The organism is Salmonella sp. 741265116_PST, from assembly GCF_046567715.1.
GTDB classification, from domain to species: Bacteria; Pseudomonadota; Gammaproteobacteria; order Enterobacterales; family Enterobacteriaceae; genus Salmonella; species Salmonella enterica.
The window spans coordinates 57,395-79,600 of the sequence record NZ_JBKFPH010000019.1 but is presented as its reverse complement, the minus strand read 5'-3'; the positions used below and the strand labels follow the sequence as shown (position 1 = coordinate 79,600).

Here is a 22,206-nt window from a genome sequence, read left to right as displayed (position 1 = left end):
GATAATATGTACCTGCGTGACACAACCGATGTTGAGCGATAAAAAAATCTCAACGAGTTTTACGCCAGCCAACCAGCCAAACAACTACGCCGCCGACCATGAGCCAGCCAGGCATCAATCCCCATTCAGGGCGGTTGACGAGTAAGAATGACCCGCTCAGTAACAGCGTTGCGCCAATTCCCAATAAATAACGAGACTGACTTTGGCGCACATGGTTTACCTGTAACTCGCGCGCAATCTTATCAACACTGTGCTGTAAATATTTGCCCTGGCGCAAACTGTCGTACACCAGTTCAGGTATTTCTGGCATTTTTTCGACCCAGAACGGCGCTTTTTCTTTAAGAGCCCGCGTGAGAGCCGGAATACCCACCTGATCTTTGATCCAGGACTCAAGAAACGGCTTCGCCGTTTTCCACAAATCAAGCTGAGGATAAAGTTGCCGCCCAACACCTTCAACATACAATAATGTTTTCTGCAACAACACCAGTTGCGGCTGGACTTCCATGTTAAATCGACGCGCTGTATTGAAAAGGTTTAACAACACATGACCAAACGAGATTTCCGCGAGCGGCTTTTCAAAGATAGGTTCACAGACGGTGCGGATGGCAAACTCAAAATCTTCAACGTTGGTATCTGGCGGAACCCAGCCTGAATCGACATGCAGCTCCGCCACCTTTCGGTAATCGCGGTTAAAAAACGCGATAAAGTTTTCTGCCAGATAGCGCTTATCTTCTTTGTTTAGCGACCCGACGATACCGCAGTCAATGCCGATATATTGCGGGTTTTCAGGGTGTTCATGGCTGACAAAAATATTTCCCGGATGCATGTCCGCATGGAAAAAGCTGTCGCGGAAAACCTGGGTGAAGAAAACTTTAACCCCGCGTTCCGCCAGCAGTTTCATGTTGGTGCCGTTCTTTTCCAGCGCCGCCACATCCGAAACCGGAATGCCGTATATCCGCTCCATCACCATCATGTTCTGGCTACAGTAATCGGAGTACACCTCCGGGATATACAGCATGGGACTATTTTCAAAATTGCGGCGTAACTGAATCGCGTTGGCTGATTCCCGCAGCAGATTCAGCTCATCGATCAGCGTTTTCTCATACTCACGCACCACTTCCGTCGGGCGCAGACGACGCCCATCCGGCAACAGGCGTGGTACCCAGCGAGCAAGGCGATAAATCAGTTTCAGGTCTGCCTGAATTACCGGCAAAATATCCGGGCGAATGACCTTAATAACCACTTCTTTACCGTTTGATTTCAATCGCGCGGTATGTACCTGGGCGATTGACGCCGACGCTAAAGGCTGGATATCAAAGTCGTCAAACCAGGCTTCGACAGGTAGCCCCCCCATCGCCTCTTCAATCTGGGCTTTCGCCAGCCGACCATCGAATGGCGCGACTTTATCCTGGAGCAAAGCGAGCTGATCGGCGATTTGCGGCGGGAACAGGTCACGGCGCGTGGAGAGCATCTGACCAAATTTGATCCAGACCGGTCCCAGCTCTTGCAACGCCAGTCTTAATCGTTCACCCAGCAATTTATCTTTATGCCGGTTTGGCATCCAGAACAGCGAATAGCGCCATAATCGGAGTGGCAGTGTAAGACGCATTCGGGGGATGAGTTCATCAAGGCCGTAGCTTAAAAACGTGCGGATGATGAAATATAGGCGCCGTACTTCACCTGGCGTCATTTGGCCTCCAGTTTTTCCAGCCGTGTGGTCAGAGAATCTACGGCGCGCTCAACAGCCGCGGTTTCTTCGGCAAACCATGCGACTTCCAGCGGGCCAGGCGCCATACGCCACTCTTCAGTGATCGCTTCAGCGGCATAACGCTGCTGGCGTTGAAACCCGTGGCGCAGGAATTTAGCCCCGCCACGCACGACCTTACCGATACTTTCCGCCGCAATATCACCCGTGTATGGAGCCAACAGCTCCGCAGGATCGAATTCGGCGAGATCGGCGAGCGCCACAAAATTTTGCACGACCTGAATATCGCCCTGCACTTCCAGTTCGCCGCTGCGAATAAGCGCGGCCAACTGCTGACGATCGCGTAGTTTTGGCAAAACGCTAGCTTGAGTGATTACCGTACAGTCCGCTTCGCCTTCCCATGCCCCCAGCACATCAATCTGGCGTTCACTGAATACCAGGACTAATGGCGTCGAAAATCCCTTTAGTTTCACACACAGTACTTTTCCCTGTAAGCGCGTTCTGGCTGATTTCAGCGCTGGCGAACGATACAGAAACGTATTGAGGAGACCTTCAATTCCTGCGGTCACTAAGGGTTTAAAAGGCATTCCACCCTCCTAAAATTTATAACCACGGTGCAATGCCACAACGCCCGCCGTCAGATTGTAATAATCCACGCTCTCAAATCCGGCGTCCTGCATCATGGCTTTTAAGGTATCCTGATCGGGATGCATACGGATGGATTCCGCGAGATACCGATAGCTATCCGCATCGTTCGCGACCATCGAGCCAATACGCGGTAAAATATGGAAAGAATAGGCGTCATACGCTTTACTCAGCGGCTCAATAATAGGCTTGGAAAATTCAAGCACCAGTAAACGTCCGCCGGGTTTCAACACACGGAACATTGACCGCAGCGCTTTTTCTTTCTCCGTTACATTGCGCAAACCAAACGAAATGGTAATGCAATCAAACGTGTTATCAGGGAAAGGCAGAGCTTCGGCATTCGCCTGCACATACTCTACGTTGCCGATCACGCCGATATTACGCAGCTTCTCACGCCCCATTTTGAGCATAGAATCATTAATATCCGCCAGGATAACTTTGCCAGTTTCCCCGACCATACGTGAAAATTTCGCGGTAAGATCGCCCGTACCGCCCGCTAAATCGAGAACGGTTTGTCCACGACGCACGCCACTGCAATCAATGGTGAAGCGCTTCCACAAACGATGAATGCCAAATGACATTAAGTCATTCATCACATCGTACTTTGACGCCACAGAATGAAAAACGTGGGCCACCATGTCAGCTTTCTGCTCTTTAGCGACGGTCTGAAAGCCAAAGTGCGTCGTTTCTTGTGAATCTTCCACCATCTCAGTGCCTGCTTATCGATAAAAATGTTCAAGAAGTGTAACAGATTGGGCCAATTTGCCCTACTCTGCGCCAGGACTAAACTACTCCGTATGGGTTAACTTAACTGCTGCTTCACCCGTTCATCATTGGGATAATGTTCATCCTGCCGCCCTTCAGGGATCGATCGTAAACGATATTCTTCATCTTGCGTAACGGCCTGTTCCGCTAAATCCGGATTAATCTCGCGTTTGATTTCCACGCCTAGCCCCCGGAAGGCCTCCGCCTGCGCCAAAACGTTGCCACGCCCCGACGCAAGTTTTTTCATCGCCTGGCGGTAGTTATCCTGCGCTTTATCCAGACTCTGACCGATCGCTGACATATCATCAACGAACAGCCGCATTTTATCGTAGAGCTTACTGGCTCTGTCCGCGATGTGCTGCGCATTGCGGCTCTGGTGTTCATAGCGCCACAGGTTGGCGATCGTCCGTAATGCCACCAGCAGCGTCGTGGGGCTTACCAGCATAATGTTATTTTTCAGCGCCTCGGTTATCAGTTCGGGCTGTTTATCTAACGCCAGCAGGAAAGCGGGTTCTACGGGGATAAACATCAGAACATAGTCCAGCGAGCGGAGGCCGGGAAGCTGCTGGTAGTCTTTACGCCCCAGTAAGCGAATATGATTGCGCACCGAGGCGATGTGCTCTTGTAAAGCGGCCTCGCGCGTGTAGTCATCTTCAGCGTTAAAGTAACGCTCGTAGGCGACCAACGTCATTTTAGCGTCGATGACCACATCTTTGCCCTGCGGCAAGCGGACGATGACATCCGGCTGCATCCGCGAGCGCGCATCGTTCTCAATACTAACCTGGGTTTCGTATTCGTAGCCTTCACGCAGTCCGGATGCCTCCAGCACCCGCGCCAGCACAACTTCGCCCCAGTTTCCTTGCGCCTTATTGTCCCCTTTCAGGGCGCGCGTCAGGTTGATCGCTTCCTGCGCCATTTGCGCGTTAAGCTGCTGCAAATTACGAATTTCGTGCGCCAGCGTATGCCGCTCCTGCGCTTCTTTGCCAAAACTCTCCTGAACCTGGCGGCGAAAACCGTCCAGTTGCTCACGCAGCGGCGTCAGCAGGCTATTCAGGCTTTGTCGGTTTTGTTCGTCTACGCGACGATTACTGTGTTCAAAGATACGGTTCGCCAGATTTTCAAACTGCTCGCTTAAACGCTGTTCGCTGTTGATCATCTGACGGATTTTGTCTTCCGCGTGTTGTTGAGTCGCTTCCAGACGGGTCGTGACTTCACGCAGATCGGCTTCCAGAGAGGTATTGATACTGTGTAGGCTACGCAGTTCGTTATTAAGTAACTCGCATTCACTGCGCCAGTGCGCTTCTTGCGCTAATTGCTGCCGGGCCGCGCTAAGTTCGATATCCAGCTCACGCCGTTCTTCGATAAGATCGGCGCGGATTTGATCGGCATGCGCTTTCGTCGCCAGCCAGCCAATCACCGCCCCAGCCGCCAGCGCCACGACGGCGCTTATCATAAGAGTAATATCCACAACACCTCTCCTGGAACCACACTGTCCTGCACAAAATAGAATTGTGCTGTATAAACGTCCAGTTTAAAAGGGATTTCCTGCGAGGCGCCACGCAAAAAGAAAAGGCCGAACGCGTCGGCCTTTGCAAAAGAGAGGAGAATTACAGCAGACGACGGGCCGCTTCCACGACGATTTTCACCGCGTGGCTTTCAGTTTGTTTCATCGTTTCCGCATTCGGAATCTCTTGTTGGGTACGGTTGACGATAACGCCCGCCACCATACCTGCGCGTAACCCCTGGCTTGCGCACATGGTTAACAGCGTAGCGGATTCCATTTCGTAGTTCATCACGCCCATCGCCTGCCACTCTTCCATAGAACCTTTGAAGCGACGAACAACGCGGCCAGAATAGGTGTCGTAACGTTCCTGACCCGGATAGAAAGTGTCGGAAGAGGCGGTTACGCCAACGTGAGTCGTGGCGCCAATCGATTTCGCGGCTTCAACCAGCGCAGTGGTGCAGGCAAAGTCGGCAACCGCCGGGAATTCCATCGGCGCAAAATGCAGGCTCGCCCCATCCAGACGTACGGATGCGGTCGTGACCAGAACGTCGCCGACGTTGATGTGCGGCTGAATAGCCCCCGTGGTGCCGATACGCAAGAAGGTACGAATACCCAGTTGCGCCAGTTCTTCCACGGCAATAGAGGTAGACGGGCCGCCGATACCGGTAGAGCAAACGATAACTGCTTTGCCATCCAGCTCAGCGCGCCAGGAGGTGAATTCGCGGTGAGATGCCAGCTTAACCGGCTTATCCATCAGCGCGGCGATCTTTTCCACACGCTCAGGATCGCCAGGGACGATGGCGAGCTGGGCCCCTTGTAAATCGTTTTTGGTGAGGCCGAGATGAAAAACATCAGACTTGGACATATAAAACTCCTCTGTGAATCGGGTTTGTCAGAAGAAGCAAAAAGACACTTTACCTAAGGCATAAAGATATTTTCGTGACAGCCATCACTATGGTGTAAAACAATTGCACTCGTTTACCATTAAAAAGTGATGTGCGTCACAATAAATAATCAATATCGCCAGGCATTGCACAAAAGATAGCCGCTTTAAGGCAATGTGGTTTGTTACACACTGTCTATAGTTAAGATTGCGCTATTTTTTAAGGGTACGGAGAATACCATGACAACGACACATCCATCCGGCTTTGCACCTGCAGCCTCCCCGCTTGCCCCTACGATGATTCATACGCCTGATGGGGCCATTAGCGCGGGGATAACGTCGATTCCCTCTCAGGGCGACGATATGCCAGCCTATTACGCCAGACCAAAAGCGAGCGACGGCGCGCTGCCTGTGGTCATTGTGGTACAGGAAATTTTTGGCGTACATGAACACATTCGCGATATTTGCCGACGACTGGCGCTGGAAGGCTATCTCGCTATCGCGCCGGAGCTCTATTTCCGCGAAGGCGACCCCAATAATTTCGCCGATATACCCACATTATTGAGCGGGCTGGTGGCTAAAGTACCGGATTCGCAAGTCCTTGCCGACCTGGATCACGTCGCCAGTTGGGCTTCGCGCAACGGCGGGGATGCGCATCGGCTGATGATCACCGGTTTTTGTTGGGGAGGCCGGATTACCTGGCTATACGCCGCGCACAACCCACAGTTAAAAGCGGCGGTAGCCTGGTACGGCAAGCTGGTGGGCGACACGTCACTCAATTCGCCGAAGCATCCCGTTGACATCACCACCGATCTTAACGCGCCGGTACTGGGTTTATACGGCGGGCAGGATACCAGTATTCCACAGGAGAGCGTGGAAACCATGCGTCAGGCGCTACGCGCCGCTAATGCGAAGGCGGAAATCGTGGTCTATCCCGATGCCGGGCACGCGTTTAATGCCGATTATCGTCCGGGCTACCACGAAGCCTCGGCGAAAGACGGCTGGCAAAGAATGCTGGAATGGTTCGCGCAGTACGGTGGCAAAAAAGGTTAACCACAGCGCATTACGATATTTGTTGGGCCTACGAGACCGGAGTCGGTGTAGGCTCAACAAATCGTCATCGCCACGTTAGCTATGCTTTACCACAGCATTTTTTATATTTTTTGCCGCTGCCGCAGGGACAGGGATGGTTACGACTGACGGCTCCTGTGTCTTTACGCGCGTCCTGCGCCAGCCAGCGCATGATCGATGCCATCGGATAGCCTTGCGCCAGCAGCTCCCGCCAGACATTCATATATGGCGTAACGTGCTGGAAAAAATGTTTATAGCCCGCACACAAGTAATTATGCGCAGGATGACCGGACGGCGAGACGGCAAAGCGATGCTTCGGACAGCCGCCATGACACGCAAAGCGGTAGTCACAGCGACGACAATCGGCGGTCAGGGTCTCCCGCTTGGCCTCGCCAAAGGCAATAGCCCGCTCGCTATTATTTAAGGCTTTGATGCTGTGCTGGTGGATATTTCCCAGCAGATGCTCCGGGTAGACAAAGTGGTCGCAGTTGTAGAGATCGCCGTTCGACTCCAGCGCGAAGGCATGTCCACAAGTCTCGGAATGTACACACAGTACCGGCTGCTGCGCCGTCCAGGCGGCTAACGCCACGTCAAACATCTGCACATAGACGCGGTCTACGTCGCGACGAACCCAGATATCAAAGATCTGGTTGAGAAATTCGCCATATTGCCACGACGGTACCGTCCATGGCGCCAGCTTTGCCGCGCTTTCGCCGGGCATCACCAGATTAAGTACCGATGAGTTATCGGTGCTCATTCGCTCTACCAGCGGGATAAACTGCATGTATCGCGAGCCTGCCGCCAGCAGAAAATCATACACTTCGCGGGCATGCCCAACGTTGTGCTTGCCCACCACGGTAAGCGTGTTGAACTCGACGTGGTAGGCCTTCAGCAGTGCAATCGCCGCCATCACTTTCTCGTGCGTACCTTTACCAGCGCGATTAACGCGATACTGGTTATGCAGATGGGCCGGGCCGTCAATCGAGACGCCAATCAGAAAGCGGTGCTCGGCAAAAAAGCGCGCCCATTCTTCATCGATCAGGATGCCATTGGTTTGCAGAGCATGTTTTATCTTTTTCCCATGGCCGTATTGTGCGCACAGTTCCACCACTCGGCGGAAAAAGGCAACCCCCATCATCGTGGGTTCACCGCCTTGCCAGGCAAAGGTGACGGCATCCCCGGACTGTGCTTCAATGTGCTGGCGAATATAGCTTTCGAGCGTCTCATCCGACATGCGCCAGTTTTTATTACGCTCCGGGTACAGCGCCTCTTTTTCCAGGTAGAAACAGTAGGAACAATCAATATTGCACACCGAACCCGTGGGTTTCGCCATGACGTGACAGCTGGCTAATGCCATCTCAACATACTCCTTCGGGTAAAAGACTTAGCGCGGCTGGCAGTACCAGCGAGACGGCCTCCAGCCCGAGAATAATGCTCAGCAACCGCTTAGTCAGGACGGAGGCCGGGGTGGTTAATTCACCGTCAGCAATGACCTGCTGCTGACGATAATGGGTAACAATCATCAGCACGATCGCCAGCCCAACAGCAAGGCTACCCACCCAGCCGGAGGCTAAAGAGCCACGGGCAAAACCAACGCGCGCAGTGACCAGCGCCAGGACGAATACGGAGAACGTCGTGCGGAGCCAGGCCAGCGCGGTACGCTGAGGCTGCAGGCCGGGATCACAAGGGCGGAGATCAACGATCATCGCAGTAGTAAAACGGCTAACGTTGTGATGATGACGACCATCAGACCTGCGCTGAGCCAGATCAGAAGCTGGGGATAAGTCAACGCAGCATCGTGGCGCATCGCGCGTTCATTACCGGACCAGCGTCGATAAGCGTACCAAGCGAGAGCGGCCGCGGTGATCCCCAGCACGCATACCAGCAACGCGCGCACGCCGGAGGACGCCAGATTTTCCGCCAGTTGATCAATTCCGATTGCGGCGGCCATAAAGGCCAGCGCCGTACGAATCCAAGCCAGGTAAGTTCGTTCATTGGCCAGCGAAAAACGGTAGTCGGGAGCCTTTCCCTGAGTCAGCCAGCTCATCGACTATTCTCAACAATATACTGATAACAGCTGGCGATGTGTTTGGCAATGCTGAATTCCACCAGCTCCCCGCGGTCATTATAGCCTTTACGCGTTTTCACCAGCAGCGGTTCCAACGAGGGAATTTGCAAAATGTGGCAGTCTTCTTCTGTCGGCAACTCGGCGGTAATCACGTCCTGGAAGCTATCGATATTTTCGTCATTCTCCTCCAGCATTCTGTACAGGCCGCCGCTCAGCGTATCAAGAGTGAGCTGATGTAGACGCGGCGTCAGCCAGATATAGTTCACCTGGGCGGGCTGCTCGTTTTGCCGGTAAATGGTGCGGGTTAATAGCGACAGCGCCGTTTTGCCATCAACCTCAAACGCCTGGGCCACGGCTTCAGGGGGTTGCAGTTGCTCAAGCTTCAGATTATTACGTTCAATCGGATGTTGCTGCTGCCCATCCACCAGCCGCACGCGGGCTTTGACTTCCTGTTTCTCGGAAGTGCTGATCACCATCGTGCCAATCCCCGCCTGGCGTTTTACCAGCCCTTTCGCGGCCAGTTCCGCCAGCGCGCGGCGGGCCGTAATGCGGCTGACGCCGAAGATCTCTTCAAACTCCGCTTCGGTAGGCAGTACGTCATTCTTTTTGTATTCGCCGGTTTTCAACTTCTCCAGCAGAATGTCGTGTAGCTGGGCATATAATGGTTTAGCGCCGCGTGAATAGTCCAGTTCTTCTTTCATTAACTCCGTACTCCTTTTCCCCGGCCAAAGCCGGGGAGACTACTTAATCAAGTCGCATTTCTAACGCCATCTTATAATACACGCTCTGATGCTGCTCCTCGGGAACCTCATTCTGTACGAATGCCCACAAATTTTCTTTCGTCCAGTCTGCCCGGCAGGCGGACTGAAGCCGAGTAGCCAACTCAACCTGCCCGCTTCCTTCGAGGTGCTGCAGCAGTGCAAAGAGGCCATAGCGAACCTGTGGCGTGAAGGCCGCCAGCTCCGGCAGAAGGTGCGGGTCCAGCCCCAGTAACGGCGCGTGGGCATCGTTTAGCGCATAGCGCGGATAGAGCTCGGCAGGCGCGTCGCTTTGCACCATCATCGCCTTCATGCGCTCGCACAGCTTCCGCGCGACGTTTTCATCGTGACACTGCGTTTGCTGCGTCGGGTCGTCGGTCAGATCGTATAAGCGGTGACCAAAACGGTCGGCATCACGTGTCATCACCGACTCGGCGGGCACCTGCAACACCTGGCAGCCTTTGGTAAAACTGAACGGCGGATGCAGCATCATGCCCTGAAGCTCCTGCGGCGTGAAGCGGCGGTTAATGCGCGTCGGCATTAGCGTATATTCATACAGGCCGTCAACGCCCTGCTCAACCGGCGCGCGCATATAAACATAGCGGCCATCGGTAATGTTGATATGGCAGCCATGATAGCCAAACAGCACATGGTCGCGTACTGGCGTATCGTCACGCAGCACCGGCAGCAGCGAAACGCCCTGCATATCTTGCGGCTTGTCCAGACCAAAGCTGTCGAGCAGCGTTGCCGGGATATCGATCGTCTGCGCCAGCGCCTGGCGCGATTCGCCCGCACAGCCATACTGCGGATGCCAGATAAAGCAGGGGGTATTCGCCACTTCGTTATACAGCGGCATGATATTTTTGCCCCACCATTCGTGCTCGCCAAGCAGAAAACCGTGATCCGTATTGACAATAAGCATCGTGTCGCGCCACAGATCGTAGCGATCCATGTAATCAAGCACCTTGCCCACGTAGGCATCCACCATGGTCAGCAGCGCCATGTAGTACTTCTGGATCACGCTCTTGCGCTCCGCGCTTTCAGTCACGAAGTAGTACGGCGGCCAGCCATCAAACTGCGACGGGTCGTCGATACCGTACATTTTCAGGTACTTTTCCGGCACAAAAAACGGTTCATGCGGATCAAAGCACTCCAGTTGTAGGAACCAGTTATCGCTGGCGTAGTTAATATCAATAAATTCCAGACCTTTGTTGATCGTCCGCGCCAGATGGTGATCGTCCTCATTTTGCATAAACTGCACGTTGATCTGGTGCTGCACCCGACTGGCGATCCGCCGCTGTTTGATCTCCTCCGGTTCGCCGGATTCATAGCGATATTCCGGCTTATCGACCACGCCTTTCCACGCGTCACCTTCCTGCCCACGAATAAACTCATAAGTGCTATAACGCGAGTGGTAGGTCGCGCCACCGTCACGCCAATAGTGTTTATGGTCAGTCACCAGATGCGTATGAATTCCGTTTTTCTTGAGGATTTCCGGCACGGAGTCATCGAACGGCTCCAGCGGCGACCAGCCGCGATGGAGAAAGTTATAGCGTCCGGTATGCAACTCACGGCGGGCGGGCATGCAGGGCATACTGCCGACATAAAAATTATCGAACCGTACGGTGCGCTCCTTTAAGCGCTGGAAATTCGGCGTAATGGCGCGATCGCTCCCGTAAGCTGACAACAGACGTTTGTTGAGAGAATCAAACATCAACATAATTGCTTTCATGTGCTATTCCTTTTATTCACGCCATTTCTTTATCGTAACCACGGACCTTGCCGACCACATACGTCAGCGCAAAGGCCGCCGCACAGCCCACCAGCCATGCCAGGATGTATTGCAGATATTTGCCGTCGGCAATCAGCGGTAGCGCCGAAAGCCCCGCCGCGCCGACGCCGTTGGTGGAGACTCCCAGCAGTACCACCATCACGCCGCCAAACCCCGCGCCGATCGACCCCGTGATGAAGGCAAACCCCGCCGGAATATTGACGCCGAAAATCGTCGGTTCCCCCACCGCCAGAATCGACGTTGGGATCGCACCCTTGGCGATTTTTTTCATCACCGGGTCGCGGGTCAGCAGCAGTACCGCCGTCGCCGCTCCTACCATGCCAGCGTTAGACATAATCTGGATAGCAAATAGCGGCGCGTGACCGGTGGCGTTGATCATCTCAAGGTGAATCGGGAACAGACCGTGATGCAGGCCCAGCGAAATCAGGAACGGGAATAGCGCCGAAAGCACAAAACCTGCCGCAATGCCGCCGTGTTCCAGTAAGCCGTTAAGTGCGTGCAGAATACCGTTGGAGACCACACCCGCCGCGGGCATGATGATAAACAGCTGCGCAGCAGCCATCACCAGCAGCACGACCGTTGGCGTCACCACCACGTCGACGATATCCGGCACGAATCGGCGCACCTGTTTTTCCAGCAGACACATCAACCAGACGGCAAAAATCACGCCGATCAGCCCGCCCTGCCCGGGGATCAGCCCCAGCGTCGTCACCTGCGGCATAATGGTAATCGCGCCGAGCAGACCGCCCAGAATCAGATTACCTTCAAATTCACGCGCCGAGGTGATGCCCGCATAAATAGCCAGAAAGCCAAACAGCGCTTTCGAGACGATGTCCAGGAACTGGCTGACGCCGAGCAGATGCCGCTGGTCGAGCACCACCTGGGTGGGCGAAAGGTCGCCGACGGCGGCAATATGATGGCTCATTGCCCATGAAGCCGCCGAGTTGACCACCACGTTGTTCAGCCCCATCAGAATCCCGGCCGCAATGAGCGCTGGCAGAATGGGGACAAAGATGTTCGCAATATGTTTGAGAATAGCTTTGGTACGCGTCTGCTTCTTCGCTTTTTCGCGCGCCAGTTTCGCCTTTTGCTCGACACCGCTCAATGTGGTATCCACAGCAGGCGCGCCTTTTAGCCGTTCGTTGATCACCGTCGCCACCTTCGATGATTTTCCCGGCCCGACTATCACCTGCAGCGTGTCATCTTCCACCACGCCCAGTACGCCTTCGATACCTTTGAGCGCGGGCATGTCGACCAACGACGGATCGGCAATGGTCATCCGCACGCGGGTCATACAGTTGGTCACATGAATAAAATTCTCCAGCCCGCCACAATGCTTAACGATGGCGTCACCCACCATGTTGTAGTTCATACAGAGGTCCTTTTTTTGTTTTCATCCCCATTTGTTATAACAATATAATGTTATTATGTTTGTGATGGTCATCATAAAGATCGCTTTTCAACCACCAGGCGCGAGCGCAAAAAAAAGAGGAGGCCGAAGCCTCCTCTGGTGCCTATGTTTTCTTACGCCTGACGCAGATTGTGCGCCGCTTTGACCATGTTCGCTAACGCCGCGCGGGTTTCCGGCCAACCGCGAGTTTTCAGGCCGCAGTCCGGATTCACCCACAGGCGTTGTGCCGGAATACGCTGTGCCGCCTTCTTCAGCAGGGCTTCAATCCACTCGACGCTCGGCACGTTCGGCGAGTGAATATCGTACACGCCCGGCCCGATTTCGTTCGGGTAGTCGAACGCTTCGAACGACTCCAGCAACTCCATATCCGAGCGGGAGGTCTCAATGGTGATCACATCCGCATCCAGCGCGGCGATCGAATCCATAATGTCGTTGAACTCGCAGTAACACATGTGGGTGTGGATCTGGGTTTCATCCTTCGCCACCGCCGCGTTGATGCGGAAGGCTTCCACACCCCATTCCAGATAGGCGTCCCAGTCGCTGCGACGCAGCGGTAGACCTTCGCGCAGCGCCGGTTCATCAATCTGAATAATCCCGATCCCCGCCGCCTCCAGATCCGCGACTTCATCACGCAGCGCCAGCGCAATCTGTTTCGCAATCGTTTCGCGGGTCACGTCTTCGCGGGGGAATGACCAGCAAAGAATAGTCACCGGGCCGGTCAACATCCCTTTTACCGGTTTGTCGGTCAGCGACTGGGCATATTTCGCCCACTCCACGGTAATCGGTGCCGGACGGCTGATATCGCCAATCACTACCGGCGGTTTCACACAGCGGGAGCCATAGCTTTGCACCCAACCATTCTGGGTAAAGACGAAGCCGTCCAGATGCTCGCCGAAGTATTCCACCATGTCGTTTCGCTCGGCTTCGCCGTGTACCAGCACATCCAGCCCTAAACGCTCCTGCTCGATGATAGCCTGCCTGATGTGTTCGGCGATGCCGGTGCGGTAGTTATTCGCGTCGAGATTGCCCTTTTTGAAGTCCAGACGCAGGCCGCGAATTTCCGTGGTTTGCGGAAACGAACCGATAGTCGTCGTCGGCCAGGCGGGAAGTTTAAAGCGGGCGCGTTGCGCTTCAGCACGCACCTCATACGGGTTCTCACGCTGGCTGTCCTGCGCGGTGATCGCCGCCAGGCGTTTTTCTACCGCGGCATTATGTACGCGGCGGGAGTGACGACGAGCCTGAATCGGTGCGCTCCATTCCTCAAGCGCCGCCGTTTCGCCGCTGTTCAGCGCATCGCGCAGCAACGCCAGTTCACCGCATTTTTGCAGCGCAAAGGCAAACCAGCTTTTTACTTCCGTATCCAGACGCGTTTCGACGCTGAGATCGATCGGGCTGTGCAGCAAAGAGCAGGAGGATGCTACCCACAGCGCGCGTTTGCCCACAATGGCATTAATCTGCGCATATTTTTCGGTCAAATCGGCGCGCCAGACATTACGCCCGTTAATCAAGCCTGCAGAAAGCAGCCAGTCGACCGGCAGACGTTGATGCAGTTCCGCTACATCATCTTTGCCATGAATGAGGTCAACATGTAGCCCCTGTACCGGTAGCGCGATAATAGTGTCCAGGTTTGGCGTCACGCCTTCAAAATAGGTCGTCAGCAACAGCTTCACCTGGCCGGCGAGCGCGTCGTAAGCCGGTTTGAAGGCATCCAGCCACGCCTGCGGCAGTTCCAGCACCAGCGCTGGCTCATCAATTTGGACCCACTCAATACCACGTTTTGCCAGTTCAGCCAGCACGTGCTGATACACCGGCAAAATGTCTTTCAGCAACGTCAGGCGGTCAAACGGCTCGCCTTTCACTTTACCCAGCCACAGATACGTGACAGGCCCCAGCAGTACGGGTTTGATCTTATGCCCCAGAGCCAACGCTTCGTCCACTTCCTCCAGCAACTGTGTCCAGGTGAGTCTGAACTGCTGGCCTTTGCTGAACTCCGGTACTATGTAGTGATAGTTGGTATTAAACCATTTGGTCATTTCCGCTGCCGCCGCCGGTTCGCCGGTTGGCGCGCGGCCGCGGCCAATGCGGAACAGAGTGTCGATGTCCACGGAACCGTCGTTGTTCTGATGACGAGCCGGCACATTGCCTAACAGCAGGCTGGTGGTCAGAACATGGTCGTACCAGGCAAAGTCGCCTACCGGTAACAGGTCAATACCCGCTTGTTTCTGCTGCTCCCAGTGACGCGCGCGCAGTTCGCGCCCCACCGCCAGTAACGCTTCACGCGTTGAGTTCCCCGCCCAGTAGCTCTCTTGCGCTTTTTTCAACTCGCGACGCAGGCCAACGCGAGGAAAACCGAGGGTATGAGTCAATATTGTCATTTTACTTCCTCTAATTATATGTAAATCCTAAGTATTTTAAATTCAGGGAAGGCGGCAAATTTGCTCATCCCCGGGAGCTTACATCAGTAAGTGACCGGGGTGAGGAAACGCAGCCAACGCACCATCAATTTAAAAGACGACGGATTTTAGACGTCTGGATGTTTACACATCCATAATGTAAAGGTACTGTATATTCCTCAAGCGCAATTTGTTCATGGCGAAGTGAAGGACTTTCATGATCGAAATTAAACATCTGAAAACACTCCAGGCATTGCGGAATAGTGGATCGCTGGCTGCTGCTGCTGCGGTGCTGCACCAGACCCAATCCGCTCTGTCTCATCAGTTCAGCGATCTGGAACAACGCCTTGGTTTCCGCCTGTTCGTGCGTAAAAGCCAGCCGCTGCGCTTTACGCCGCAGGGGGAAGTTCTACTGCAACTGGCAAACCAGGTGCTGCCGCAAATCAGCCGTGCGCTGCAGGCGTGCAACGAACCGCAGCAAACTCGTCTGCGCATCGCTATTGAATGTCATAGCTGTATTCAGTGGCTGACCCCGGCGCTGGAAAACTTCCGTGCAAACTGGCCGCAGGTAGAAATGGATTTCACATCCGGCGTCACTTTTGATCCGCAACCGGCCTTGCAACAAGGCGAGCTGGATTTGGTGATGACGTCGGATATTTTGCCGCGCAGCGGGCTGCATTATTCGCCGATGTTTGATTTTGAAGTCCGACTGGTGCTGGCGCCCGACCATCCGCTAGCCAGCAAAACGCAGATTACGCCGGAAGATTTAGCCAGCGAAACGCTGTTGATTTACCCGGTGCAGCGCAGCCGACTGGATGTCTGGCGACATTTCCTGCAACCGGCGGGTATCAGTCCGCTGCTGAAAAGCGTGGATAATACGCTACTGCTGATTCAGATGGTGGCGGCCAGAATGGGTATTGCCGCCCTGCCGCACTGGGTGGTGGAAAGTGTTGAGCGCCAGGGTCTGGTGGTGACCAAAACCCTGGGCGATGGTCTGTGGAGCCGCCTGTATGCCGCCGTGCGCGACGGCGACCAGCGTCAGGCGGTGACCGAGGCGTTTATTCGCTCGACGCGGGATCACGCCTGCGATCATCTGCCGTTTGTGCGGAGCGCGGAGCGACCCATTTTCGATGCACCCACAGCGAAGCCAGGATCACAGCCGCGCCTGTAATAAAGCTTGGCCAGTGGGGCTGCTGATGCCAGATGGCAAGATTAACCAGCAGTCCTGCGGGAACATGCATATTATTCATGATACCCAGCGTCCCGGCGTCTACCTGGGTAGCGCCATAGTTCCACATAAAGTAGCCAATGCCGGACGCCACCACGCCGAGAAACACCAGAATGCTCCATTGCAGCGTGGTTTCCGGCAGCTTTTGCGCGTTCCCCAACAGCGACCACGCCACCGCCGCCACCAAAAACGCCCCCAGATAGAACCACGCAAAGGCGTTGTGCTGCGGCATGGGACGGGTCTCCATCAGACGTTTATACCCCACCATTCCGATAGCGAAACTGATATTAGAAAGCTGCACCAGGAGCAAACCTACCCAAAAATGGTCGGTCACGCGATCGTAGCGAATAATCCCGGCGCCAATCACCGCCAGCAACGCGCTAAATGCATAGCCCCAGCGCAAACGACGCTGACTCATCACATCGTAAATCAGCGTAATATAGAGCGGCGTCAGAACGGTAAACAGCAGCAGTTCGGATACGGTCAGGTAGAGGTAAGCATGGAAGCTCAACATATACATGATGCCAAGCTGCATCGCCCCCACCAGCATATACAGGCTGATGGTTTTTAGGTTGTGCCCGCGAGTACGCAAAAACGGCAGAAAAACGAGCGCCGCCAGCCCAACGCGTATCAGCACCGCGAAATAGCTATCGACATGCCCGGCAAGATACTCGCCAAATAGACTAAAGGAGAAAGCCCACAGGATAGTGGTAATGATGAGTAGCGCCACAATGGATGTCTCTTAAAACAGGGAGCACCCATTGTAGCGGAGAGTGAAGTTGACAACTGGTCAACTAACAAACAATCACATCAGCGTAAGAAAAGATCGCGCAGGTAATGCGGCACGGCGTTATCCGCGTTGATGCCGATCACCTCAAGTTCGGGATACAGGTCTTTCAGACGCTGGTGCGCATTGCCCATGATGCAGCCTTTGCCCGCCATCGTGAGCATTTCAGCGTCGTTCATTCCGTCGCCAAAGGCGATACACTCTTTCAGGCTGTACCCCATCGCATGAGCGACCGCTTCCAGCGCATGACCTTTCGACACTCCGCCCGCCATCACTTCCAGACAGGTTAGCGTAGAGAAGCTCACGTTTACCCGATCGCCCCAGCGCGCGTTAATCGCCTGCTCCAGCGGCAACAACTTTTCATGAGTGTCGCTGGTGAAAAACACTTTGCTGACGCCCTCCGGCTCCAGCAGCGCAGGCTCAAACAACGAGTAGTTAAATACCGCCTCTTTGAAAAAACGCATTTCATCGGGGCGATGACGATTCATAAACCATTCGTCGTCGCGATAAACGTTAGTCACGATGTCCGGATTCGCATTCACCACCCCGAACAGGTCGCTGGCAATGTCGCTGTCCAGATTATGCGTAAAAACCAAATTCCCGTCGGTATCGTGCACTCGCGCGCCGTTGGAGGTGATCATGTAAGACTTGATTTCAAGATTATCGCGGATTTGCCCTACATCGACATGATGACGACCAGTGGCAAAGACAAAATGGATGCCGCGTGCGGTCAACAGCTTCAGAGTCTCTTTGGCATAAGGGGACAACGTATGGTCGGGGGAGAGCAGCGTGCCATCTAAATCAGACGCAACAACCTGATACATAATAAAATTTAACCTCTAAGCAAAGCGATTTCCGCTGGATAAATTAGGCTTGTTGAAAAATTCAACAATGGCGTTAAGCGCGACTGAGCGCATGGCGTCCTTTTCAAAAAGGATCTCATGGTACGCGCCTTTGATAACCAGCGGTTTTCCCCCTTCACAAGGGTATCCCGCCGCGGCGCGAATTTCACAAAAACGATCGTGGGTGCGGTTATCCACTACCCGCTCTTCTTCCGCCTGAATCAGTAGCGTAGGCGTCGTGTCATCGCTCGCCCCAGCCAGAACCTGCTCACCCGCCAGAATACCTTCGCGTACCCAATGCCAGGTGGGGCCGCCAACGCGCAGCTGCGGCTCGTCGGCATAAAATCGTAAGTTGCGCTGATAACGCTGGCGGCTGTGGGTCAGCGCATTCATCCCAAACGGCAACGCCCGCCACTGACCGGTACCAATAGCGTAATCTTCACGGATACGCTGGTGCCCTTCGGCCCAGTCGAGAATATGGCGCACCATAAAGGAAGGCAAGCGTATCACAATACCAAACATCGGCGCGGTGAGCGCAATAGCGTCGCACCGCACACGATGGCGTTGCAGGAACAGGGTGGCTATCGCGCCCCCCATTGAGTGCGCCAGGATATAACGCTTACGCCACGGCCCCGGCTCAATTTCCTGCTGCCAGAACGCCGCTAAGTCCTCAACATAATCGTTAAAATGATCAACGTGGCCCCGATGCGGGTCCGATAACATCCGCCCGGAGCGCCCTTGACCACGGTGGTCGATGATGAAGATATCAAAACCGAGATGAAAAAGGTCATACGCCAGTTCAGCGTATTTTACATAACTCTCAATGCGGCCAGGACAAATGACGATCGTCCGATCGTTGGAATCATTTCGAAAACGGACAAAGCGCACCGGAATGTTACCCACGCCGATAAACTCTGCCTCTTCCCGCTGACGCCAGAAATCGGTCAGCGGCCCCATAGCAAAAGCGGCAAACGCATTTTCTCTTGTTTCCCAGTCATTTTGCTGCTGAAACATCGGGTTTTCGGCCTCGTTTACCAGGTAAAATCGTTTTTTGCGTCGTGCCTGACACAACACGGCGGCAGTAGCGTATTGTGGCACAAAAACAGACAACCAGGGAGTTTCGCATGACCTTTGAATGGTGGTTCGCCTATCTACTGACCTCAACTCTGCTGAGTCTTTCTCCGGGCTCAGGCGCCATCAATACCATGACGACGTCTATCAACCATGGATATCGTGGCGCAGTGGCTTCTATCGCCGGACTCCAGACCGGGCTGGGGATACATATCGTACTGGTGGGCGTCGGACTGGGTACGCTCTTTTCGCGCTCGCTCCTCGCTTTTGAAATCCTGAAATGGGCTGGCGCGGCTTATCTTATCTGGCTGGGTATCCAGCAGTGGCGCGCCGCAGGCGCTATCGATCTGCATACTCTCGCCCAGACGCAATCACGGGGTCGGCTGTTCAAACGGGCGATATTTGTCAATCTAACCAATCCCAAAAGCATTGTCTTTCTTGCCGCCCTGTTTCCGCAATTCATCATGCCGCAGCAACCGCAACTGGCGCAGTACCTCATTCTCGGCGTCACCACGATTGTGGTGGATATGATTGTGATGACCGGTTACGCCACGCTGGCGCAGCGCATTGCCGCCTGGATTAAAGGACCAAAGCAGATGAAGGCGCTGAATAAAGCGTTTGGTTCGTTGTTTATGCTGGTAGGCGCGCTCCTGGCGTCGGCAAGACACGCGTGATAGTCGTGCCGGATGATGTTTATCCGGCCCGGAGGTAAATTAACGCGAAATAATCAGGTGAATACCAAAGCCCGCAAACAGAGCGCCGGCAAAGCCATCAATCCATTTCGCCAGACGCTGATAGCCGCGGCGCATTTTCGGCAGCGCGAACAGGCTGGCGACTACGGTAAACCAGGCCAGCGTTTCCAGGGTGATTAACGCGAAAATACCCCAGCGCGCCGCAGCGCCGACGTTATCGCCGACAAACAGTGAAAAAACGGAACCAAAATAGATAATCGCTTTCGGATTCGACAGATTGGTCAGCAGCCCTTTGAGAAAACTGCGCCCGCTCTGCGCCAGTTCAATGTGCGGAGAAGACGCCGCCGCATCCTGTTTTTTCAGCGCGCCGCGCAGCATCTGATAGCCCATCCAGCACAGGTACAGGCCGCCGCCTACCATAATGATCGTATGCAGCCAGGCCATTTTTTCGATGATGAGATGCAGGCCAAGCAGCGCCACGCCCGCCCATACCATCACGCCGCAGGTAATGCCCAGTACGCCCATCATCGCTTCTTTACGCGAACGGCTGACAGCAGTTTGAGACACGAAGAAAAAGTCGGGGCCGGGGCTCATTAGCGCAACGATGTGCACCATTGCCACGGTGAAAAATAGCATCAACATAAAAATGGCTCGCGGGGAAATAGTTCGGTGAGTCACCATCCTGGCACTTTTTTGCCGGGCTGACTACTCTTCGTCATCACCATCGACATGCGCGCGGATGAGCGCCATGAATTCTTTCCCGAAGCGCTCCAGTTTGCGCATCCCAACCCCGTTAACGCTTAACATCTCGCTGGCGGAAACTGGCATCTGTTCCGCCATCTCTATCAGCGTGGCGTCGTTAAAGACCACATACGGCGGGATATTCTCTTCATCAGCGATAGCTTTACGCAGCTTGCGCAACTTAGCGAACAATTTGCGATCGTAATTACCGCCGAACGATTTCTGCATCACGCGGGGTTTGAGGGCGACGATGCGCGGCACCGCAAGCTTTAGCGGAACGTCTCCACGGAGTACCGGACGCGCGGCATCCGTCAACTGTAATGCGGAGTGCTGCGCAATATTTTGCATTACCAGCCCCAGATGAATGAGCTGGCGAATCACGCTCACCCAGTGCTCATGGCTCTTTTCGCGTCCCATGCCATAAACCTTGAGTTTGTCATGACCGAAATCGCGGATGCGTTGGTTATTCGCGCCGCGGATCACCTCGACAACGTAGCCCATGCCAAAACGCTGGTTAACCCGACCAATGGTAGAAAGCGCAATCTGGGCATCGTTTAAGCCATCATATTGTTTGGGCGGATCGAGACAGATATCGCAGTTGCCGCACGGTTCTTGTCGGCCTTCGCCAAAGTAATTAAGCAATACCAGGCGGCGGCAGGTTTGCGCTTCGGCAAAAGCGCCCATCGCATTCAGTTTATGCCGTTCAATATCCTGAAGCTGTCCGGCTGGTTTCTCTTCCAGACAACGACGTAGCCAGGCCATATCAGCCGGATCGTAAAATAGCATGGCTTCCGCAGGCAGTCCGTCGCGCCCGGCGCGGCCCGTTTCCTGATAGTAGGATTCAATATTGCGCGGGATATCGAAATGCACGACGAAACGTACGTTAGGTTTGTTTATGCCCATTCCAAAAGCGACGGTCGCCACCACGATTTGCAGATCGTCGCGCTGAAATTTTTCCTGCACATCGGCGCGAATAGCGTTTTCCAGCCCCGCATGATAGGCCGCCGCGCTAATGCCGCGACTTTGCAAGCGCGCGGCGGTATCTTCCACTTTCGCCCGACTGTTGCAGTAGATGATACCCGATTTGCCGCGTTGCTCCTGAACATAGCGCATTAGCTGGTCGAGCGGCTTAAACTTCTCCATCAGCATGTAGCGGATATTCGGTCGGTCAAAGCTACTGATCTGGATTAACGGATCGTTAAGCCCAAGCAGACGAATAATATCCAGGCGCGTGGTGTCGTCGGCGGTGGCGGTCAATGCCATAAACGGCAAAGCGGGAAAACGCTGGCGAAGCTGACCGAGCGCCGCATATTCCGGACGGAAATCATGTCCCCATTGCGAGATACAGTGCGCTTCATCCACCGCCAGCAATACCGGATTCCAGTGCGCCAGATGATCAAGAAAGTTGTCCAGCATCAGGCGTTCCGGCGCAATATACAGCAGACGAATCTGTCCGGTACGGCACCCCGCCATCACCTCAAGCTGCTGCTCGCGGCTTTGAGTGGAGTTAAGACAGGCCGCCGCCACCCCGTTCGCCAGTAGCTGATCGACCTGGTCTTTCATCAACGAGATCAGGGGCGAAACGACGACGGTCAATCCGTCCAGCAACAACGCGGGGATTTGATAGCACAGAGATTTGCCGCCGCCGGTGGGCATGACGACCAGACAGTCGCGACCGGAGAGCGCAGTATCAATAATCGCTTCCTGGCCCGGGCGAAACTGTTGGTAGCCAAAGGTTTCCTGCAAAACCTGTTTGGCCCCTGATTCCAGATTCAACACTTCCGCCTGCGCCACATTAACCCCGTTCACCATAAATCAAAACAGGCGCTATTTTCAGCGCCTGCGAGAGA

Annotated in this window: 20 protein-coding genes; 3 read left to right on the top strand and 17 right to left on the bottom strand. The window is 54.5% G+C overall.

Annotated elements, in window-relative coordinates; genetic code table 11:
• Positions 1–49: 49 nt before the first annotated feature.
• From ubiB to udp, 5 genes are all read right to left on the bottom strand, one after another.
• Complete coding sequence (ubiB, locus tag ACLD11_RS14660) at positions 50–1,690, bottom strand: ubiquinone biosynthesis regulatory protein kinase UbiB (RefSeq protein WP_000187559.1); 1,641 nt, start codon at positions 1,688–1,690, stop codon at positions 50–52.
• Positions 1,687–2,292 (bottom strand): ubiquinone biosynthesis protein UbiJ, encoded by a 606-nt coding sequence (gene ubiJ, locus ACLD11_RS14655; RefSeq protein ID WP_108638984.1) that lies wholly within the window; start codon positions 2,290–2,292, stop codon positions 1,687–1,689. The genes ubiB and ubiJ overlap by 4 nt, the downstream gene beginning before the upstream one ends.
• Before the next feature lie 9 nt (positions 2,293–2,301).
• Positions 2,302–3,057: a bifunctional demethylmenaquinone methyltransferase/2-methoxy-6-polyprenyl-1,4-benzoquinol methylase UbiE gene (ubiE, locus tag ACLD11_RS14650; protein ID WP_000229009.1), complete on the bottom strand. Its 756-nt coding sequence runs from the start codon at positions 3,055–3,057 to the stop codon at positions 2,302–2,304.
• A gap of 95 nt (positions 3,058–3,152) precedes the next feature.
• On the bottom strand, positions 3,153–4,583 hold the full coding sequence (gene rmuC / locus ACLD11_RS14645; protein ID WP_000355562.1) for a DNA recombination protein RmuC: 1,431 nt from the start codon (positions 4,581–4,583) through the stop codon (positions 3,153–3,155).
• Between the two features lie 139 nt (positions 4,584–4,722).
• Positions 4,723–5,484 carry a uridine phosphorylase gene (gene udp / locus ACLD11_RS14640; RefSeq protein WP_000045169.1) on the bottom strand — a complete coding sequence of 254 codons (762 nt, stop codon included), beginning with the start codon at positions 5,482–5,484 and terminating at the stop codon, positions 4,723–4,725.
• Between the two features lie 258 nt (positions 5,485–5,742).
• On the opposite strand from udp, the gene ACLD11_RS14635 reads away from it, so the two are divergent.
• Entirely contained in the window at positions 5,743–6,555 is an 813-nt protein-coding gene (locus ACLD11_RS14635) for a dienelactone hydrolase family protein (protein ID WP_156010354.1), read from the top strand.
• A gap of 79 nt (positions 6,556–6,634) precedes the next feature.
• On the opposite strand, the gene ACLD11_RS14630 is transcribed toward ACLD11_RS14635, so the two are convergent.
• From ACLD11_RS14630 to metE, 7 genes are all read right to left on the bottom strand, one after another.
• Positions 6,635–7,930: an anaerobic sulfatase maturase gene (locus ACLD11_RS14630; protein WP_411015049.1), complete on the bottom strand. Its 1,296-nt coding sequence runs from the start codon at positions 7,928–7,930 to the stop codon at positions 6,635–6,637.
• A gap of 1 nt (position 7,931) precedes the next feature.
• Positions 7,932–8,279 carry a DUF202 domain-containing protein gene (locus ACLD11_RS14625; RefSeq protein ID WP_411015048.1) on the bottom strand — a complete coding sequence of 116 codons (348 nt, stop codon included), beginning with the start codon at positions 8,277–8,279 and terminating at the stop codon, positions 7,932–7,934.
• Positions 8,276–8,620, bottom strand: a complete 345-nt coding sequence (locus ACLD11_RS14620) for a YidH family protein (RefSeq protein ID WP_079981873.1) — start codon at positions 8,618–8,620, stop codon at positions 8,276–8,278. Before ACLD11_RS14620 ends, ACLD11_RS14625 begins: the two co-directional genes overlap by 4 nt.
• Entirely contained in the window at positions 8,617–9,342 is a 726-nt protein-coding gene (locus ACLD11_RS14615; protein WP_079790794.1) for a GntR family transcriptional regulator, read from the bottom strand. The genes ACLD11_RS14620 and ACLD11_RS14615 overlap by 4 nt, the downstream gene beginning before the upstream one ends.
• Before the next feature lie 43 nt (positions 9,343–9,385).
• Positions 9,386–11,131 (bottom strand): sulfatase, encoded by a 1,746-nt coding sequence (locus ACLD11_RS14610; protein ID WP_183058913.1) that lies wholly within the window; start codon positions 11,129–11,131, stop codon positions 9,386–9,388.
• A gap of 16 nt (positions 11,132–11,147) precedes the next feature.
• Entirely contained in the window at positions 11,148–12,563 is a 1,416-nt protein-coding gene (locus tag ACLD11_RS14605) for a PTS transporter subunit EIIC (RefSeq protein ID WP_080108865.1), read from the bottom strand.
• 152 nt (positions 12,564–12,715) lie between these two features.
• The gene (gene metE, locus ACLD11_RS14600) at positions 12,716–14,977 is read right to left on the bottom strand and encodes a 5-methyltetrahydropteroyltriglutamate--homocysteine S-methyltransferase (protein WP_411015047.1); all 2,262 of its coding nucleotides are present in this window, start codon (positions 14,975–14,977) and stop codon (positions 12,716–12,718) included.
• Between the two features lie 235 nt (positions 14,978–15,212).
• Between metE and metR the strand changes: the two genes are divergently transcribed.
• Entirely contained in the window at positions 15,213–16,166 is a 954-nt protein-coding gene (gene metR / locus ACLD11_RS14595; protein WP_060554328.1) for an HTH-type transcriptional regulator MetR, read from the top strand.
• Here the strand turns inward: metR and ACLD11_RS14590 are convergent.
• The 3 genes from ACLD11_RS14590 to pldB form a co-directional block, all read right to left on the bottom strand.
• Positions 16,054–16,953 carry a carboxylate/amino acid/amine transporter gene (locus ACLD11_RS14590; protein ID WP_001196257.1) on the bottom strand — a complete coding sequence of 300 codons (900 nt, stop codon included), beginning with the start codon at positions 16,951–16,953 and terminating at the stop codon, positions 16,054–16,056. The genes metR and ACLD11_RS14590 overlap by 113 nt on opposite strands.
• A gap of 80 nt (positions 16,954–17,033) precedes the next feature.
• Complete coding sequence (yigL, locus tag ACLD11_RS14585; protein WP_000285336.1) at positions 17,034–17,834, bottom strand: sugar/pyridoxal phosphate phosphatase YigL; 801 nt, start codon at positions 17,832–17,834, stop codon at positions 17,034–17,036.
• Between the two features lie 15 nt (positions 17,835–17,849).
• A complete protein-coding gene (pldB, locus tag ACLD11_RS14580) occupies positions 17,850–18,866 on the bottom strand; it encodes a lysophospholipase L2 (protein WP_000487685.1) in 1,017 nt (338 codons plus the stop codon).
• A gap of 110 nt (positions 18,867–18,976) precedes the next feature.
• On the opposite strand from pldB, the gene rhtB reads away from it, so the two are divergent.
• Positions 18,977–19,597: a homoserine/homoserine lactone efflux protein gene (gene rhtB, locus ACLD11_RS14575; protein ID WP_000142527.1), complete on the top strand. Its 621-nt coding sequence runs from the start codon at positions 18,977–18,979 to the stop codon at positions 19,595–19,597.
• Positions 19,598–19,636: 39 nt separating this feature from the next.
• On the opposite strand, the gene rhtC is transcribed toward rhtB, so the two are convergent.
• Both rhtC and recQ read right to left on the bottom strand, forming a co-directional pair.
• Positions 19,637–20,257 (bottom strand): threonine export protein RhtC, encoded by a 621-nt coding sequence (gene rhtC / locus ACLD11_RS14570; RefSeq protein ID WP_000928814.1) that lies wholly within the window; start codon positions 20,255–20,257, stop codon positions 19,637–19,639.
• A 63-nt stretch (positions 20,258–20,320) separates the two neighbouring features.
• A complete protein-coding gene (gene recQ / locus ACLD11_RS14565; RefSeq protein ID WP_001664819.1) occupies positions 20,321–22,150 on the bottom strand; it encodes an ATP-dependent DNA helicase RecQ in 1,830 nt (609 codons plus the stop codon).
• Positions 22,151–22,206 lie beyond the last annotated feature (56 nt).